Source organism: Maribacter stanieri, assembly GCF_900112245.1.
GTDB classification, from domain to species: domain Bacteria; phylum Bacteroidota; class Bacteroidia; order Flavobacteriales; family Flavobacteriaceae; genus Maribacter; species Maribacter stanieri.
On sequence record NZ_FOYX01000003.1, the window covers coordinates 427,506 to 446,163 of the forward strand.

At 33.0% G+C, this 18,658-nt stretch carries 19 protein-coding genes; 8 read left to right on the forward strand and 11 right to left on the reverse strand.

Features of this window, described 5'->3' with window-relative positions:
* Positions 1-8: 8 nt before the first annotated feature.
* From BM296_RS15645 to BM296_RS15670, 6 genes are all read right to left on the reverse strand, one after another.
* Complete coding sequence (locus BM296_RS15645) at positions 9-923, reverse strand: helix-turn-helix domain-containing protein (protein WP_091904336.1); 915 nt, start codon at positions 921-923, stop codon at positions 9-11.
* Positions 924-933: 10 nt separating this feature from the next.
* Positions 934-2,040 carry an MBL fold metallo-hydrolase gene (locus tag BM296_RS15650; RefSeq protein WP_091904893.1) on the reverse strand — a complete coding sequence of 369 codons (1,107 nt, stop codon included), beginning with the start codon at positions 2,038-2,040 and terminating at the stop codon, positions 934-936.
* A gap of 28 nt (positions 2,041-2,068) precedes the next feature.
* On the reverse strand, positions 2,069-2,887 hold the full coding sequence (locus tag BM296_RS15655) for an oxidoreductase (RefSeq protein WP_073246806.1): 819 nt from the start codon (positions 2,885-2,887) through the stop codon (positions 2,069-2,071).
* 241 nt (positions 2,888-3,128) lie between these two features.
* Positions 3,129-4,184, reverse strand: a complete 1,056-nt coding sequence (arsB, locus tag BM296_RS15660; protein WP_091904337.1) for an ACR3 family arsenite efflux transporter — start codon at positions 4,182-4,184, stop codon at positions 3,129-3,131.
* A gap of 2 nt (positions 4,185-4,186) precedes the next feature.
* Positions 4,187-4,819: an arsenate-mycothiol transferase ArsC gene (locus BM296_RS15665; RefSeq protein ID WP_091904339.1), complete on the reverse strand. Its 633-nt coding sequence runs from the start codon at positions 4,817-4,819 to the stop codon at positions 4,187-4,189.
* A gap of 96 nt (positions 4,820-4,915) precedes the next feature.
* The gene (locus BM296_RS15670; RefSeq protein WP_091904341.1) at positions 4,916-5,245 is read right to left on the reverse strand and encodes an ArsR/SmtB family transcription factor; all 330 of its coding nucleotides are present in this window, start codon (positions 5,243-5,245) and stop codon (positions 4,916-4,918) included.
* Positions 5,246-5,511: 266 nt separating this feature from the next.
* On the opposite strand from BM296_RS15670, the gene BM296_RS15675 reads away from it, so the two are divergent.
* The gene (locus tag BM296_RS15675) at positions 5,512-6,162 is read left to right on the forward strand and encodes a helix-hairpin-helix domain-containing protein (RefSeq protein WP_091904343.1); all 651 of its coding nucleotides are present in this window, start codon (positions 5,512-5,514) and stop codon (positions 6,160-6,162) included.
* Between the two features lie 118 nt (positions 6,163-6,280).
* Here BM296_RS15675 and BM296_RS15680 read toward each other — a convergent pair whose 3' ends face one another.
* From BM296_RS15680 to BM296_RS15695, 5 genes are all read right to left on the reverse strand, one after another.
* A complete protein-coding gene (locus BM296_RS15680) occupies positions 6,281-7,918 on the reverse strand; it encodes an ABC-F family ATP-binding cassette domain-containing protein (protein ID WP_027066759.1) in 1,638 nt (545 codons plus the stop codon).
* Positions 7,919-8,040: 122 nt separating this feature from the next.
* Positions 8,041-8,199, reverse strand: coding sequence for a lmo0937 family membrane protein (locus BM296_RS19325; protein WP_036146865.1), 159 nt, complete (start codon positions 8,197-8,199; stop codon positions 8,041-8,043).
* A 2-nt stretch (positions 8,200-8,201) separates the two neighbouring features.
* Complete coding sequence (locus tag BM296_RS15685) at positions 8,202-8,546, reverse strand: hypothetical protein (RefSeq protein WP_091904345.1); 345 nt, start codon at positions 8,544-8,546, stop codon at positions 8,202-8,204.
* A 134-nt stretch (positions 8,547-8,680) separates the two neighbouring features.
* Entirely contained in the window at positions 8,681-9,844 is a 1,164-nt protein-coding gene (locus BM296_RS15690) for a DUF3095 family protein (RefSeq protein ID WP_091904347.1), read from the reverse strand.
* 32 nt (positions 9,845-9,876) lie between these two features.
* Positions 9,877-10,941 carry a polysaccharide lyase family 7 protein gene (locus BM296_RS15695; protein ID WP_091904349.1) on the reverse strand — a complete coding sequence of 355 codons (1,065 nt, stop codon included), beginning with the start codon at positions 10,939-10,941 and terminating at the stop codon, positions 9,877-9,879.
* A gap of 218 nt (positions 10,942-11,159) precedes the next feature.
* Here BM296_RS15695 and BM296_RS15700 point away from each other — a divergent pair, with 218 nt between their 5' ends.
* From BM296_RS15700 to BM296_RS15730, 7 genes are all read left to right on the forward strand, one after another.
* Entirely contained in the window at positions 11,160-13,010 is a 1,851-nt protein-coding gene (locus tag BM296_RS15700; RefSeq protein WP_091904351.1) for a tetratricopeptide repeat-containing sensor histidine kinase, read from the forward strand.
* The gene (locus BM296_RS15705) at positions 13,010-13,747 is read left to right on the forward strand and encodes a LytR/AlgR family response regulator transcription factor (protein ID WP_091904353.1); all 738 of its coding nucleotides are present in this window, start codon (positions 13,010-13,012) and stop codon (positions 13,745-13,747) included. Before BM296_RS15700 ends, BM296_RS15705 begins: the two co-directional genes overlap by 1 nt.
* 106 nt (positions 13,748-13,853) lie before the next feature.
* Positions 13,854-14,264: a hypothetical protein gene (locus BM296_RS15710; protein WP_027066765.1), complete on the forward strand. Its 411-nt coding sequence runs from the start codon at positions 13,854-13,856 to the stop codon at positions 14,262-14,264.
* A gap of 210 nt (positions 14,265-14,474) precedes the next feature.
* Entirely contained in the window at positions 14,475-15,278 is an 804-nt protein-coding gene (locus BM296_RS15715) for a hypothetical protein (RefSeq protein ID WP_143099090.1), read from the forward strand.
* 14 nt (positions 15,279-15,292) lie between these two features.
* On the forward strand, positions 15,293-15,946 hold the full coding sequence (locus tag BM296_RS15720) for a hypothetical protein (RefSeq protein WP_091904357.1): 654 nt from the start codon (positions 15,293-15,295) through the stop codon (positions 15,944-15,946).
* 37 nt (positions 15,947-15,983) lie between these two features.
* On the forward strand, positions 15,984-17,144 hold the full coding sequence (locus tag BM296_RS19460; protein WP_177214967.1) for a DUF6882 domain-containing protein: 1,161 nt from the start codon (positions 15,984-15,986) through the stop codon (positions 17,142-17,144).
* Positions 17,145-17,148: 4 nt separating this feature from the next.
* Complete coding sequence (locus BM296_RS15730; RefSeq protein WP_091904360.1) at positions 17,149-18,645, forward strand: M48 family metallopeptidase; 1,497 nt, start codon at positions 17,149-17,151, stop codon at positions 18,643-18,645.
* The last annotated feature ends 13 nt before the right edge of the window (positions 18,646-18,658 follow it).

Here is an 18,658-nt window from a genome sequence, read left to right on the forward strand (position 1 = left end):
AGTGATTTCTAATTGAGATTTAACCGATACTCATTAGGACTCATAGAGGTTTTCTTTTTGAAGATTTTACTGAAATATTGCGGATATTCAAAGCCAAGTGAATATGCTATTTCACTAGCACTTTTCGTTGAATTCAACAGTTTGTTCTTGGCTTTTTCTATGATGTATTGATGAATATGATCTTGCGTTCCTTGTCCTGTTTCTTTTCTAAGTAAATCGCTCAAGTATTTAGCTGATATGTTCAATGCTTCTCCGCAATATTTTACCGTTGGTATACCAAGTTCAATTTGTTTGTTTTGGCTGTAGTACTCTTTTAATAGTTTTTTAAAATTGCCGGCTATATCTTTATTTAAATTGGTTCTTGTATAAAATTGTCTGTCATAAAACCTTACACAATAATTAAGTAACAATTCTAAATTAGAAATAATGATGGTTTGACTATGTGTGTCTATATTACCGCTATATTCTTTCTCTATTTTTTGTACTATTTCGGTTACCGTTTTTCTTTCATCATTAGATAAATGTAGCGCTTCGTTAGATGCGTATTCAAAAAAGGAAAACTGTTCTATTTTTTTACCTAATTCAGATTTTCTAATTAAATCAGGATGAAACATTACCGTCCAACCTTGGTCTGTGGTGTTAATGTTTTGTTTTTCAAACTCCATTATTTGATCAGGAGCCATAAAAATCATTGAGCCTTCTTGGTAATCATATGAATTTCTACCGTAGTTTTTAATGGTAAAAGCACAATTATCTTTTAAACTGATATGATATAGACCTAAGGAATATTTAAAATTTTCTAGACCAATTTGGTTCCAATTATCGCCAATTTTCAATACGGAAATTAATGGGTGTTTTGGTTTCTCTAAACTAAAGTAAGAATGAACTTCTGCAACACTATTAATTTTAATAATTTCCTTCATAACCAATAACTTAAATGTTTTGCCACCAGTTGGGGTAGGTCGTAACTGAATCTTTCACTATTATCTCTTGCCCAATTTGTGGAGCTATTACCTGTAAGTTCAATTCAGTTGCTTTAGCTTCAACTCTTTTAATAGGATCTGTCCATTCATGCAATGCTAATTTAAAACCTGCCCAGTGAATTGGCATTATCTTTTTTGCTTTTACATCGATACCAGCTTGTGCGGTTTCTTCTGGCATCATATGTATATCTGACCACATTTGGTTGTATTGACCGCATTCCATCAATGCAAGGTCAAAAGGACCGTATTTTTTTCCTATTTTTTTAAAGTGATCAGCATAGCCGCTGTCACCGCTAAAAAAGATATTCTCATTTTCTGAAGTAATTACCCAAGAACTCCACAAGGTACTTTGCGCATTATTCAAACCTCTACCTGAGAAATGTTGTGCTGGCGTACAAACAAATTTTAAATTACCGAATTGAGTCTCTTGCCACCAATCCATCTCTGTGATTTTACTAACAGAAACTCCCCAAGCAGTCAAATGATTACCAACACCTAGCGGAGTGTAGAAATGATTTGTTTTATCCTTGATCTTTAAAACAGATTCGTAATCTAAATGGTCATAGTGGTCATGAGAGAAAATAACCGCATCAATCTGTGGTAATTGTTCAATTGCTATGGGGAATTCTTTATTAAATCGTTTTTCACCTAAAAGTGGGTGAGGGGCAGCCACTGCACCAAACATTGGATCAATTAGAATATTTTTTCCATCAATCTGTAATAAAAAAGAGGAATGTCCAAACCAAATCATTCTTGCTTCTCCGCTATAATTGGCAATACTAATAGAATCTATTTTTTGCGGAATTAAATCTGCTTTAGGGCGGCCATTGGGCACTTTGGTAGTGAAAAAGGTATACGCTAAACTAAGCTTATCAGAAAAAGCTAAATCTTCTGGTACCGGTTTTACATTACGAAATTTACCTTCTTTAAATTGCTGTGACTGCTCATAGCCTACTTTCTGACTTTTGGTACTATTGCCACCAAAACTTGGATATAAATTGGTAAATGCCAGAATGGCGATAACCAGTATGCCAATTATTGCTAAGGTTGTTATCATTATTTTTTTTAAGATGCTTTTGATCATGCTATTTATATTGACTCATAATCACTTTGTCAAATATACGGTCACCAAACCACTTACGTAACGTTATGGCTAACTTTGCCGAATACCCTTTAACGTACCTAATTTTCGGATTTTTTACCGTAGCCGCCTTGGCTATCGTTTTGCCTAACACGTTTACATCTGTAAAACGATCATTAGTAAAATCTTTTTTCATGGTGTCTGCAACTGAATTTGCAAATGTTGCATAGGCCCCCTTACCTGAAGTTTCTCTCAAACTTTCTGCGGCAATTAAGCCCCAAGGGGTTTTTATTCCGCCAGGTTCTACAATGACCACATCAATGCCAAAAGGCTTCACTTCTAAACGTAAGCAATCGCTCCATCCTTCTAAAGCATGCTTAGTGGCAAAATACCATGCGCCTAAAGGCAAATAAACCTTACCGCCCATGGACGATATATTTACAATTCTACCATACTTATGTTCTCTCATTTTTGGCAGTATCAATTGTGTAATTCGTGCCAAACCAAATATATTCACCTCAAACTGTCTTTTGGCCTCTGCTATAGATACATCTTCTACCGTACCGTAAGAGCCATAACCGGCATTGTTAATTAAAATATCTATTCTACCTTCTTTATCGATTATGGTATTTACACATGAAACAATAGAATCATCTTTGGTTAAATCTAAAGGCACAATGTGTATTCCTTGCGATTTTAAATCTTGCATTTCTTCCATTCTTCTTGCAGCTCCATAAACAATATACCCTTGATTTTTTAATATGTTGGCTGTAGATTTCCCCATACCAGAAGAAGCTCCTGTAATTAATACGACTTTATTCATGAGTATTTTTTAAATTCTATAATTCGGATTTACTTTGACAAAATTAAAGGGATACGTGCTGATAGTTGTATGCTAATTGCCGAATGTTGAATACTTTTTACGTATTGTACTTATTCAGATAACATCATGAAACAAATAAACCTCTATTTACAAAATTTGTAGATAGAGGCTTTGATTTATTAGAACTTCCCGTTATGTATTAATGTTCTGTTTTTACGTGTTTAAATGCATATAAACTTTTTTATACTGCTGGTTCTTTAGTTGTGGTAAAATACTTCTTCTTCAACCAAAATGAAACCCGTACCAAAAATATAAGCGCAGGCACCTCAACTAAAGGACCTATGACCCCAGCAAATGCCTGACCAGAATTGAGTCCGAATACTGCAATGGCAACTGCTATTGCCAATTCAAAATTATTTCCGGCTGCAGTAAATGCTACTGATGCTGTTTTATCATATTCTGCACCTGTGGCTTTAGTAAAGAAGAATCCGATAATAAACATTAAAGTGAAATAGATTAATAATGGAACTGCTATGATCAGCACATCCAGAGGTATTTCTACTATGAGCTCTCCTTTTAATGAGAACATGATGACAATGGTAAATAACAGGGCTATCAAAGTCATTGGTGAAATCGTGGGTATGAATTTGTTCGTATACCAATCTTCGCCTTTCAATTTCACTAAAATCAATCTACTTAATATCCCCATTAAAAAGGGTAACCCTAAATAAATGGCTACACTTTCTGCAATGGTGCCAATTGATATATCAACTATCGCACCCTCAAAACCGAAGTAGGGAGGAAGCACGGTGATAAATATCCAAGCGTAGAAACTGTATGCAAATACTTGAAATATACTGTTCAGTGCTACTAAACCTGCTCCATATTCGCTACTGCCTTCTGCAAGGTCGTTCCATACCAATACCATAGCAATACAACGCGCCAGACCAATAAGAATTAGACCTACCATGTATTCTGGATAGTCTGATAAAAAAGTAATAGCGAGTATGAACATTAGTACCGGACCAATAATCCAGTTTAAGATAAGACTGATAGATAAGATTTTTGTGTTTCTAAAAACCTTTGGTAATAAGGCATAGTTCACTTTGGCCAATGGCGGATACATCATTAATATTAAACCGATGGCTATAGGAATATTTGTAGTACCACTATTGAATGTATTGATGATTTCTGGAAAGGATGGTACAAAATAACCGATACCCACACCAAGCGCCATGGCAGCAAAAATCCACCAGGTTAGGTTTTTATCTAGAAAACTTAATTTTTTAGATGCCATTTCTACTTGTTGATTTGTGAGAATATGTAAAACAATTCCGTTGCAATTTGAATACTTCTTTCAGCATATTTTTCTGCTTGCTGCGGCGTATTATCATACGCTTTTGGATCTTCAAAAGTGATAGGTACTCTTTTTTCGGCACCTGCAATAAAAGGACAACCACCATCTGCTTGTGAACAAGTCATAATTGCCGCAAACTGCGAAGCCGGATTAAAAGAATCTTCATATAATTTAGAAAAACCAATAACAGGATGTTCATTCTCAGAATACTTAATGGCATACACAGGATTACTGGTGTCCGATAATTTTTGAATTTGAAATCCTTGATTCTTTAATGTCTCTGCAACCATTGGGAACAATGCCGTAGCTTCTGTACCACCAGAATAGCAATACACATTTTTAATACTAAAATAGGTAGCCATAGTCTGTGCCCATACTTGAGATAGATGACTTCTTCTAGAATTATGTGTGCAAATAAAATTTAATCTAATTTCTTGATTGTTAGCCGTTTTATCTTGAATGAAATCAATTAATGGTTGCAATGTTTTTTTTCTCTCGGCCGATATGTTATCAGGTTTCAATTCTTGGATTAATTCGTTTATTTTAGGTAGTAAAGTAATTTGTTTTGTAGTCATTTAATTATTGTTTTAGAGGTCTAAATCTGTTGTGTTTTGAATTAATTTGATTCAGGATGAAGATGTTGTTTATATTTATGTTTGTGGTAGATTGCTTTAGCAACATTCTTTATTGGATATATCTTGATCCAAAAATTGTATCATAATCTTTTTCATATGTAACCAATTGGTTTTATCTATACAGTAGCAAACACTGGTACCTTCAACATTTCCCTTTATTAAACCTAATTGCTTGAGTTCTTTTAAATGTTGAGAAATGGTTGGTTGTGCAAGACCTATTTCATTAACCAAGTCTCCACAAATACAGCTATCCAATTTAAATAGATGCTGCAGTATGGCAACCCTAGCAGGATGACCAAAGACTTTTGCGAATAAGGAAATTTCATTTTGTTCATCGGTAAACATTTCTGTTTTTGCTAACCCCATAATATCATTAATTGTTTCATTGTAATATTACGATTAAATAGTTTATGGTAAGTAAAGAAATTGTTATTTATCGCGGCTAATTTTAACCCTGCTTAAATGATATATTGATATAGATTTAATATTTTATTTCTATTTAAATGAGCAAAAAAGGTTGCAAGTGATCAAAATCTAAGCTTATTGCAAAAATCCAATAATTACTTATGCCAAACTTTTGAAAATGAGTTATTTCTATGTAACTTTTATCTAGAATTAAAACACTATATAAAATGGCATTAGCAAAAGAAACAAAGGGAAAGCATACTGTGGTAACCTTTAAAATAGGAGAGAATGAAGCACCGAGCACATCTGACGTTTTATTGTTAGGAGACTTCAATAAATGGCAAACCAATAATAGCTCTTACCAGATGGAGAAGAAGGGTGGTACATTTGAAAAGAGTATAAAGCTTGAGAACGGTAAACGTTATGAGTTTAGATATTTAAGTGTAGACAAAGGGTGGTTTAATGATCATGCGGCAGATGCTTATGTACCTTCACCTTATTCGGGTATTGATAATAGCGTTGTAGATTTAACATCGCTACCAGAAAAAACGAAAACGGTAAAGAAAGCAACTGCTAAAAAACCCGTAGCAAAGAAAGTAGTGGCTAAAAAGCCTGCAGCAAAGGCTAAGAAAGATGATTTAAAAAAAATTGAAGGAATTGGTCCTAAAATTGCATCTATTTTAACTGAGAACGGTTATGGAACTTTTGCGGAGTTAAGTAAAGCTTCTGTGAAATCTTTAGAAGGAATTTTAAAGGAAGCAGGTCCTCGTTATTCAATGCATAAACCTGGTTCATGGCCAAAACAAGCTAAGTTAGCCAATAACGGTGATTGGGATAAATTGAAAACATTACAAGATAAATTAGATGGCGGAAAATAATTTCCAGATTCATTTGAAATAAAAAATCCCCAAGTGAAAATTTGGGGATTTTTTATTTGATATAGCTACAGGTAATAGATGAGAAATGCGACAATGAATTCACCTAGTATTATTCTATCTACTTCATCAAATTTATTTCGGAAATACTCTTAATTCTATTTCGCTCTAAAAAGGCATCTATAGTTTCAAAATGCTCAATAACACGTTGTTCTTTAAATTCAAAAACCTTCTGTGATAATCCTTGAAGAAAATCACGGTCGTGAGAAACCAAAATCAACGTACCATCATAAGTAGATAATGCTTCTTTTAGAACATCTTTAGATTTTAGGTCTAAGTGATTGGTAGGCTCATCCAGAATTAAAAGATTAACAGGTTCTAACAACAATCTCACCATTGCAAGTCTGGTCTTTTCTCCTCCAGAAAGCATGCCTACCTTTTTATCGATATCATCGCCACTAAACATAAAACGCCCTAGAATATTCTTTATTTGATTACGAATATCACCAAATGCAACTTCATCTACAGTTTGAAAAATAGTGAGGTCTGGGTCTAAAAGAGATGCCTGATTCTGTGCAAAATAGCCCACCTTAACATTGTGCCCTAATTGGCAAGTACCTTCTACGGGTATCTCTCCTAAAATAGCCTTGATCATGGTAGATTTACCTTCACCATTACGACCTACAAAAGAGACTTTTTCACCACGAGCGATGGACATATTCGCATCTTTGAAAACAATATGTTCATCATATGATTTAGATACATCTTTAACCGTAACCGGATAATCTCCTGAACGTGGGGCAGGTGGAAAACGTAGTTTTAATGAAGATGTATCAATTTCATCGATTTCGATAATTTCAAGCTTTTCTAACATTCGTTCTCTAGACGTAACTTGATTTGTTTTGGAATAAGTGCCTTTAAATCGCTCTATAAACGCCATGTTATCGGCAATAAATTTCTGCTGTTCTTGGTACGCCTTTATTTGATGAGACCTACGGTCTTCACGTAATTGTAGGTAGTGAGAGTAATTAGCTTTATAATCATATATACGCCCCATTGTAACCTCTATGGTTCTGTTGGTAATATTGTCAATAAAGGCTCTATCGTGAGAAATCACCATTACAGCATTAGCTTTGTTCAGTAAGAAATCTTCTAGCCAAATAACAGATTCTATATCAATGTGATTGGTAGGTTCATCTAACAAAATTAAATCTGGTTTTTGTAATAGAATTTTTGCCAACTCTATACGCATACGCCAACCACCACTAAACTCGTTGGTTTGTCTTGTAAAATCCTCTTGCTTAAACCCTAATCCCTTTAAAGCTTTTTCAACTTCGGCATCATAGTTTACTTCATCTAAGGCATAATATTTTTCACCTAAATCAGATACTTTTTCAATGATTGACATGTAGGCATCACTCTCATAATCTGTTCTAGTTTCTAACTCTTTATTAAGCTTTTCCATTTCATCACGCATAGAAAATACGTGTTTAAAGGCTTTTGCAGCTTCTTCAAATACAGTACAATTATCTTCTGTAAGTAAATGTTGCGGTAGATATGCAATTACAGCATCTTTGGGTACCCTAACATTACCTCGTGTACCTTTTTGCTCACCTGCAACGATTTTCATCATGGTAGATTTACCTGCTCCGTTTTTACCCATAAGGGCAATTTTATCGGTTGGGTTTATTACAAAAGATACATCACTGAAAAGGGTAGTGCCACTAAATTCTACGGCTAAATTATCTACTGAAATCATACTATAAATTTAAAAATGCAAAACTAGTAATAAGAAATGATGCTTGTTACTAACTGCAATAAAAACTTATAGTGGCTTTAGTAGAATAATCTCTAAAAACTTCAAATGAAAATGGACTTTAATTATGTGCTTTTTTTATTGCTTAACCAATTATAAATCAATAATACAACAGCCAATAATAATAGTAGGTGAATTAAGGCTCCTAGAATTTTAAAAACTAAAAAACCCAATACCCAGCTTACAATAAGTACTATAATCAATATGTAGATAATCTTTTTCATACTTACTTTTTTGGAGTCCAGTTTATAATTTCATCTTTAATCTCTTGGTCTGTTTTCTGCCTTCTAACGGCAATATCCGTAATTAGAGATTTTATATCGTTCTGCTCATAATCAATGTTTATATCTTTCATTTCTGGGAAATTGGACAAGTACTCATCTCGTATGGCCAACCATTGCTTTTCTAGATGTAAATCATTTTTTGAAGCCGAAACACCGCCATTATTTACAGGGTTTCCTATTTCTTTGCTGGAATCTTTTTTCTGAGCAGATTCTTGATTCTTCTGGTCTTCATTAGAAAACTCATTTGAGGACATTGATTTCACATTACTCTTATCTTCTGTAATCATCTGTTTTGTATTAGATATTAATTCTTGTAGAACAAGGTAGCAAGACCAACAATTATAGCGTTGCTCTATTTTTACTTTAATTGACCTAATAAAATTTATGATTTAGAACTATGGAATAGTTTGAATAGGCTAATTTATTTGATAGCTGCCTTTTTCTTTATTTTAAACATTTTTGCGGCAGAGGTATAACCGCCTTCTGTGCCATCTACAAAATGAGAATGAGTTGTTCTTCTGTCCAATACATAACAAGACATTACAGAAGCATGGGTTACATGAATGCCATATATAAGTTTGTTGTCTGCTTCAAGAGTATCTAGAAAAGCTATGAAATTATCTATTTTACTCTGCTCAGCGGTGAAAACGGTATTGATCATACCATCTAGCATAAAGGTATGTGATAGTTGACCTATTTGCTTAAGATATTGTTTTCCGCTACTAGTTAGGTTAAGGTATATTTTACCGAAATTAGTTTTTAGCCAGCTTTTTAAGAAGTACATCCAATTGTTAGATACAAGGCTTATTTTCATCTCTTCCAAAACCTTTTTTGGGTTTGCATCTAACCTTAGCTTTGTGTTTTTTATAGGTTGTCTATTTTCAAAAGATCCAAAGTCTTTTTCCATTTGGGACAGAACTTGCTTGTAGATATCGCTTTGAGTAGCTTCTACGGTAGCATCCAATAATAAACAGACCACTTTTGCTTGGCTTTTATCCGGAGTTATTTCATCCCATCTACATTCCATTCCTTCTAAATTTAAAAGGGATTCATCAAAAGATGTAGTGTTCTTTTCTTTGAACGAAGATTTTATTATGTGTTCTGCCACCTTTAAACCGTTGCCCAAAACTATAGGGATAGAGAGTTTTTCGGTTAATTGGTGCTTTGCAATTTTAAGTTGAACATTCTTTTCAACTAATTCTTTTACGTGTATTTGACCTACTCTTAATACAAGATTTGTCTTTCTTTTTATATGTAATCTATAATTATCCAGTACTTGAACTATTTTATCTAAAAGTGAAAATTGAACTATAAAAGTAGCTCCGTCACCACCAAAAAAATATGGTATTTCTATATTTCCTTGAAATTTTCTGATCGTATTTAATACAGAAATTATAGCACCTGTAGCAGTTAAATTTACTTGATGGTGATTGCCCTCCTTTACAGCATTCGTTGAATTTTGAATATCAACCACTATTACGTACCAACTCTCTGGCACATTTTTAAAATCTTCCTCGTTATCTAATAAATCAATAAGTGATTCTTTAGACAGCTTTAGTTTTTTATAGAATTTTAAATCTTCCATCAAGTAACAATGATGTTGGGTAAAATGGTGTATTAATTTAAAGGTTCTGTTCCTTCACCAACGGTTGCTTCTTTAAACCAAACTTCTGTATAGCACCCGTTAGCGTATTGTTTTTTAATATCACCGTTATACGTTTCTGAACCGGTATGCCATACTATATTCTCTTCAGGATTTTTACCATTGGTTTGGTTGTAAGCTCCTTGTTTAAAATTCTGTAACTCGCCAGCATATGCATTTTCACGCTCTACACCATCACGACCTATAGATGAGTATAGCGACAATATTTGCTGGGGAATATCGGCTGATTTTGCAAAATCTGTTTTAATTAAACTCTTGGTGAATTTTTTTGTTTCATGACCTTCGCTTTTAAAAGTTAAGTACATGACACCCTTGTATACGTTAATTTCATAACTAAATTCTTCTCCAAGGGCTACGCCATCTTCTGGTTCTGCTGGATAGGTAGTTGGGGTATCTCCAATTACCGACATATCATTTCCCCAAACAGCAGTTGAATAATCCCATCTTTTAGCGTTATCGCCTTCTGTATTTATTTCATAATTCCAAAAAACAGAACCCTTTGTGTGACCAGGAAATTTTTTGTAAAAGATTTTTAAAGGTTCATTTTCATGACCTTCAGTACCATGAATTTGACCAACTACAACCGCATAAGATGCAGCTACTCTTGCATCACCTGAGGTAGAAACATGCTTTACTTTTAAGGTGCCTGTTAGCTTTCCGCCAGTATCTGGTTTCCATTCTTTTTTTTGCCCTAGTTCTGTTCTTGTGTTACTAGATGTTCTTGAAGTCACCCCAGAATTGGGCGCTTTATATACTACCCAGTCTGTATTGCCTTCATTTTCTACATAGAAGAAATTGTCATGTTCTATGTTAACCAAGTCATTAAAACTTTTACCGTCTCCGCAAAGAATTTTCCATTCATCCATAAACGGGATTACATCACTTGGGTACGTTACAACGTCTTCTTCATCGGTTGTAGTTATAGTTGTTTTTGACTTGTTTTTACAACTGCTAATTGTAAATGCAAAACATAGTATAACAACTGCAGGTCTTAGGATTATTGAAAACTGTATACTCATGATAATCTTTTTATTCTCTAATATTTAGTTTTAAAGATACACAGACCAATTGTTTATTCTTTTAGGTATCTATTTATAATACAAATATGTAAGCAAATACCGAGAAATTTAAAACCGTTAAATTTCACTTTTTCTAGAAAAGAGCAGGCTAAACGCGTTTATTTTATATAGATGATTCCTTACTTTAGCCTATTCAAACAACTTCCATCTTAGCTTATATGATTTTAAAATACAAAAGCCTAAAGCAATTAGGTTTTTATGCTTTTATCTTTCTAACTTTTTTTGCATGTACAAAACAAGATACAATTCGCCCAAGTATAGAGAAAAGTTTGTTAGCAACAGATAGTTTAACGCTGACACAACCAGAACAATCTATATTAAAGTTAGATAGTTTATTACAAAACAGTAAACATTTAACCACCTTAGAAACAGCCATTTTATTATTCAATAAAGGAGAAGCTTTATATCTGAACGATAAGTATCAAGAAGCATTCAATACCCATTTAAAATGTAACGAATTATTTGCTGAACTAAACGATACCTATAACGAAAGCAGAAGTTTAATTTCTTTAAGCGGTGCAGCGCTGCATATGGGAGATATTGAAACTGCACAGAAATATGCACTAAAAGCATTAAGTCTGGCACAATTAATTGGAGATAATCGTATAGAAGGTAAAGCCTATAACCAACTCTTTAAGCTTCATTTTACATTAAAAGACTATGACAATGCTTTAGAATATATTTCAGCAACCGATAGTTTGTTTTCTAAAGGTGTAGATACCACTTCTATTATAGCTATAAAGGGAAATAAAGCCAGTGTGTATTTAAAACTAAAGGAATATAATAAGGCTTTATCTAGCTATTCTGAGGCTATGGCACTAAGTCAATCGCAAAGGGATCCTAGAACATTGGTCAGTATTTTAAATAATATTGGCTACACTTATATTGAAGCTGGAGATTATGAAAGTGCTGAAAAGTTTCTAAGAGGTTCAGCTACTTTAAATAAAAATATAAAAGCTATAAATGCTGCACCGTACAAAGGATTGGGTAATTTATTTCTATTGAAAGCTGAAAATGATTCGGCAGAAATAAACTATAAGAAAGCATTAGAAATCTATATTGCCAATAGCAATTTTAAAGAAGAAATAGAGGTAAGAGATAAACTGGTAGCACTAGCTATTATGTCTGGAGATTACACTACGGCTTTAGATAACCAAATAGTTAGAGATAGCTTGCAATTATATGTAAGTAGCCTAGAAAAAGATAGGCTCTTGAACTTCGCCAATGTTAACTATGAGGTTAAACAAAAGGAAACCGAAATTAATCATCAAAAAGAAATCAATAATAGAAATCAGTTACTTTTAATTAGTACTATAATGGTTTTCGTTTTCTTATTTATTGCAACAGCATTTTATATCTATAACACCAAACTTAAAGCAGTTAATAAAGCATCGAAATTAGAACAAAGTTTATTGCGTGTACAAATGAATCCTCATTTCATATTCAATACACTAGCTGCTATTCAGAATATAACCTTAGAAGGAAACCCTATAAAATCATCAAACTATATCGCCAAATTTTCTAAGCTAATTAGACAAAATTTCGATTATGTTAGAAAAGAAGCTATTACACTAAGCAAAGAGGTTTCTATGATTTCTAATTATATAGAAACGCAGCAATTACGGTTCAATAATATCTTTTCATATAAAATTGAAATAGAAGATTCTTTAGATGTACATGCTATAAACGTACCCCCAATGTTATTACAGCCTTTTGTTGAGAATGCCATTGAGTATGGTTTAAAAGAGAAGAAAGTAGGAGGAGAGCTGCTCGTGAAAATAGAGGGTAATACGGATGGGTTATCGTTCGTGATTTTAGACAATGGTTTAGGTAGGTCTGCAAAAGCTAAAAAAGAAAAATTAACGGAAGAGTTGCATGCAACAACTATATTTTTAGAGCGTTTAAAAATGAGAAAAAAAGGGGAAGAGAAGTCTTTTGTTATAGAAGATTTATTTGATGATAATAATACCCCTATAGGAACAAAAGTATTTTTTAAATTGAAACTTTAATGATTAAAGCAATAATAGTAGAAGATGAGTTTAATGCTCTTAATACTTTAGATAAACTTATAACCTACACGCAAAAGGATATTGAGGTCATAGCCAAGATAGATAATGTTACAGATGCAATTTCATTTTTAAAAGAGAATACTCCTGATCTTGTATTTTTAGATATTGAACTAATTGGCGGTAATGCATTTCAAATTCTAGAAGCTTTAGATATTATTGCCTTTAAAATAATCTTTACGACAGCTTATGATGAATTTGCTATAAAAGCTATAAAGTTTGACACGGTAGATTATTTATTAAAACCTATAGATTCAGAAGAGCTATCTAATTGTATTGATAGGTTTAGAGTCCGTTTTAAAAAAGAGCAAGTTTATAAAAACGCAATTGATAAGGTTTCTGAAATTAATGAAAAAGAGATTCAGAAAACATTATTGATCAAAACTGCAGATGCTCAATATTTTCTTCAAATAACAGATATTGTTCGTTGCCAATCAGACGGGGCTTATACTACCTTCCATACCGTAGATAAAAAAATCATGAGTGCTCGTAATTTAAAGTATTATGAAAATATTTTAAGTGAGCATACTTTTGTACGTGTACATCAATCTCATTTGGTGAACATTAAGTATATTAAAACAGTAAATTCTAATAATACGGTTAGCCTAACCAATGATGAAACAATACCTGTTGCAACCCGCAAGAAAACCTATCTAAAACAAATATTAGAAACACTTTAAGCGCAAATACAAAACGAAATCCGCAAATTTAAAACGGTTTTAAAATGACGCTAACCATGCTATAGTTTTGAGGTAAATAAACAAATAACCCTTAAAATTAAAGATCATGGGATTAAAAGAAAATCGATTCACAAAAACTTTTCAAGAAGAACAATTTCCACAATTAAAAGGTCAAATAAACGAAGCCGCCGGTTTTGATGTGCCTTTAAATATTGAATGGGAAAAATTATTTGAAGATCGCTTTATGCACCTTTATAATGATTCGTACCCAAAAATATATTTCTTTCCAATTATAGAAGCTTTCAAATCAATCGCCTCAGATGATATGGGTAAAGAAGCCCTTAAGGATAGCCTTAAAGAAATTCATATTACCAATACAGTAGACCACCATAACCCTAGTAATGCATATTCATTTACAGATGGTGTTCTAACGTTTGATCACAGCCCAATTAACAATGCCGATGATGTTGATAGACGAACAAGTGTTCTTGTAGAATTATTAGAGAATAATCTATAAGCAATTGTTTAAACTAAAGTGTAATAGGTTATAAATATTGATATGTTCAAATTCATCTTTTACTTTGTCCTGATAATTATTTTACTGTTTGTCGCTGGTTTTGGTTTTTCCAATTTCAAAGCGAAAAGAGATTTTGTAGCGCATTTAAATAAGTATCATCATAACAAATATGATATACTGACTTTTAAGAGAAATTTTAACGCAGCTAACATGAACCCAAATTTATATTGGGTAGAGTTAGTGCTCAAAGAAAATAGGGATATTGTTATTAACTTTGAATGGAATGCAAAAAGTAAAGATTTACATTTTTCATTTCACAGTAGTAGAGATAGGGGAATCGAAGCATTAACACGTTATCAAAAGCAAGCAATTGTATTACAAAGAGAATTGCATGAGCTGTTGCGTGCCGATGTTTATAATTTAGATGTCAATGTTTATAACCACACCATAGATATAAGTTTAAAGACAGAACCTACGCTAAAGGATTTTCAATATTTTTCTGATAAAATATCTAGTTTATTGGTTGGTTATCCAGAAACCTGGATGCAAGAAGCTCATGTTAATTTCAAACTTATAACAGAAAAAAAAGGGTTCTATGAGCTTATTGTAAAGCCTAGCACAATAGATGATAGTAGCGATTCATTTAGATATAGACACAATGCTATTATTACTAATAATTATGGTTCAGAAAAAGCTGAGCGTATAGATGCTATTGTTCAAAAAGAATTTTCCAAAACAGATTCTCTTGCTTACTTACATAATATTTGGGTACATCAATCTCAACTAAACTCTTTTTATATTGCTTTTGAAAAACATGAACACCTTAAAGAATCTGAGGGCAATGTCAATTTAACGAAAGGGGTGGGAATGGGTTTGGTAAAAATGAATTACCCCAAATTAGAGCTAGAAACTTATACCTATTACGATTATAAAACCACACCTAGAGATGGTATTTATATGTACCTAATTAGTCAATTGCCAGAAGATTATCAATATCTCATAGCAGATTCTTAAAACCACCTAAAATCATGGAAAAATCATTTTATAAAGCGTTTGTAGCTCAAACGCCAGAGGAAGTATTGCATCTTGTTTTCAAAAAAGAAGAAGACATTTTAATAGCGGTTTCATTAAATAATGGCAATTATTTAGAAGGTATAATTCTAGATATAACTAAAGATAATGATCACCAAAAATCTGTATGCATGTTATCTCTAGAAGAACAAGTTTACTTTTTCAATATGCACACAATTTCACTTGTTACTATTAAGCAGCCTAAAAAAATGGTTGTTGAACTATCCATGGGGGCTATTAGCAGACCAATTTTATCTGTTAATGAAAATCTAACTGTATTACAGCTTAAACGATGGTTGAATGCCGAGAGAATTGCGTTAGGAGAGCAAATTCTAGATTTTAACATTGAAGCTATTTCTACAGAAGAATTAAATGACAGACTAAACATTAAAGATGTCTTTTCGGCTTTAAAGAGTGTAGTTGGTACAGTTACTAAAGACGATTTAGGCAAAGAAGCTTGGAGCGCTGTTAATACAGTTGTTTTAAAACAAGCCGACACATTACAGCTCAATATCTCAGAAAATACATTGACTATTTCAATAGCTATTGATAAGGCTTTGCCTTCAAAACTATCTGAAATTTTAGAAGAAAAACTTCTTCGAATATTATAAATAAATAAATAAAACATAATTTTTAAATAAAACCAGTATGGGACTTAAAGAAAAAAGAATAATTAAGGCATTTGAAAACGATTTATATCCAGCATTAGAGACAGAAATTTTTGGAGCGGCAGGTTACGCTGTGGCAATGGATATTATGTGGGATACTTTAATGGAAGATCGCTTTTCTCATTTATACAATGATACCTTTCCGAAAATATATTTTCTACCGTTAATAGAAGCTTTTAAAGCTATTTGTGTAGATGACATGGGGGTTGATCTTTTAAAGGCAGGATTAAAAAAAGTAATGATTGTTAATGAAAATGATGAGCATAATATAGAACGTGCCATAACTTTTGAGGATGGTGTGCTTAAGATAAATCACAGTCCGGTAATTAATGCCGATAAGGTTGAAGATAGAACAGCAAGAATAGTGTCTTTACTAGAAGATAAGTTAGAAGATTTTGCCGAAAACAAAAGTGAGACGACAACTACGGAATCTGCTAGTGCTAATGAGAATACTGCAGACACACCAAATACGCTAGATATAAATGAATTGTACAACCAGTCTTTTGTGACCTCTGTAGAAAAGCAGGAGATTTTTAGTGAGATGGTAGAGGGTTTAGGCTGGAGCTGTGATATGCTAGAAGGTAAATTAACCTTTGGAGAAGATAAGGTTTTTGATATTCAAATTCTTGGTACCTACTCAGAAAACGAAAAAAGTTGGTTGTGGGCTTGGGCAAATACACAGAGTGGTATTCCAGAAAAATTTTTACAAACATCCTTAGCGGTAAAAGCATTGGGCGAAGCTTATAAGGTTGAAGATTTTACGACACCTAAAATGGAGGTTGAATCTGATCCTGGAGTGTTCTTCTCTACCATAGCATCTGTTATAACAGGAGAAAGCTGCTACGTTCCTTTAACTTTTAAAGGTATAATAGTTTATGTAACCATAACTTCTGAAGAAGCAGATAGTAAGGCTAGAACATCACCAGCTTTAATCTGTTCTCACTTTTCTCAGGTAGCTGCTAATTACACATTTCCACATAAATACAGCTTGTTCTTTTATCTAAAAGCCAAAGGGTATGAAGTAGAATTACCTGGTAACAACGTAGTGGCCAAAAATGGAGAAGATCAAATTTTAGGAATATTTGATCTAAAGGGCAGACTAATGAAAATTTCTAACTCAAAATTAAACGTACAAGCTTAAAATTATGTCAACATATACATCACAAACATTATCAGATTTAGAAAAAGAACATCAAGCCGCTATAAATTCAGCTCAAGAAAAAATGCTAGCGGAATTAAACGATGCGCAAGCATCTGGTAATTTAGAAAAGATACAAGAAGCCAGTGTTGTTTTTCAAAATATAACAACGGAATTGGCAAAACAATACACCAATAAAATTGAGGAAATAAATGCCTTGAATCATAAAGCTACCGTAGCCGATGAACCTCAGATATATACTACCAAACGTGCAGATGTAGATTTAAATCTATTGGTGTATGACGGGGATAGAGACTATGTAATCGCTTTTCAGCAAGATGAACTAATACAAAGTACTCTAGAAAAGGTAAACAAGAACAGCGGTAAGTTTAAATCTAGAAAACACTTGTTAAAATCTAGTTTAAGGTTAACAAAAACACTGGCGCCAATGCTTCATGAAATAGGAGAGCATTGTAAGAACACTTTAAAGCTTAAAGCTGATATTGAGTTTTTTGTATACCAGAGCGATATGTTCAATGCATCCTGTTATCCGCCAGATGAAAATAAATTATATATAATTCTATCATCTGGAATCTTAGAGCGTTTTTCTAAAGAAGAATTAACATTTGTAGTTGGTCATGAGATAGGGCATGTACTATTTGAGCATTTTGATTATCCTGTTAGACAAATTCTAGACGCCGGAGAAAATGAACTAGCGCCAATACATGCAATGAAGTTATATGCGTGGAACAGAAATGCAGAAATAAGTGCAGATAGGGCAGGACTATTATGTTGTCAAAATTTTGAAGCGGTAGGTCGTACGTTCTTTAAGTTATCTTCTGGTGTTACCACAGATTCTTTAGATTTTCAGTTGAATTCTTACATAGAACAATTTGTAGATTTAGAGGAAGTTTTGAATGATGCCAACCATGATCCTTCAGATTGGTATAGTAGTCACCCTTTTAGTCCATTACGAATTAAAGCTTTAGAGCTATTTAATAAAAGCGAAACCTATGCGGCTTTTAATGACACCATCACCGGTGAAATTACAGAAGAAGCAATGGAGGTGGAGATCAAACGTATTATGTCTTTAATGGAGCCAGAAAACTTAGAGGAAGAAGGCGAGCATTCAGAAAAAATACAGCGCCTAATGTTTTTAGGTGGTTATTTAATATCTAATGCGGATGGTGTTGTAGATGATTCTGAAATACAGGCATTAAGTAGTATTGTTGCTCCTAAAATTTTTGCTAATTGTATGATGACCATTAAGGGGCTTACAGAAGATGAAATGATTAGTGAAGTACAGGAGTTAACTCATGATCTTCATATTGTTCTTTCTGTAATGCAAAAATTGAATATACTTAGAGATTTATCTATTATATCTTATGCAGATGGGCATATAGACGATAGCGAAGTAAATGTATTGTACAATTTGGCTAGGCTCTTATATATCAACACAGATTTTATCGATCGTGTTATTAGTGATGCGCAAGGCATAGAGTAATGTTTGTTTATTT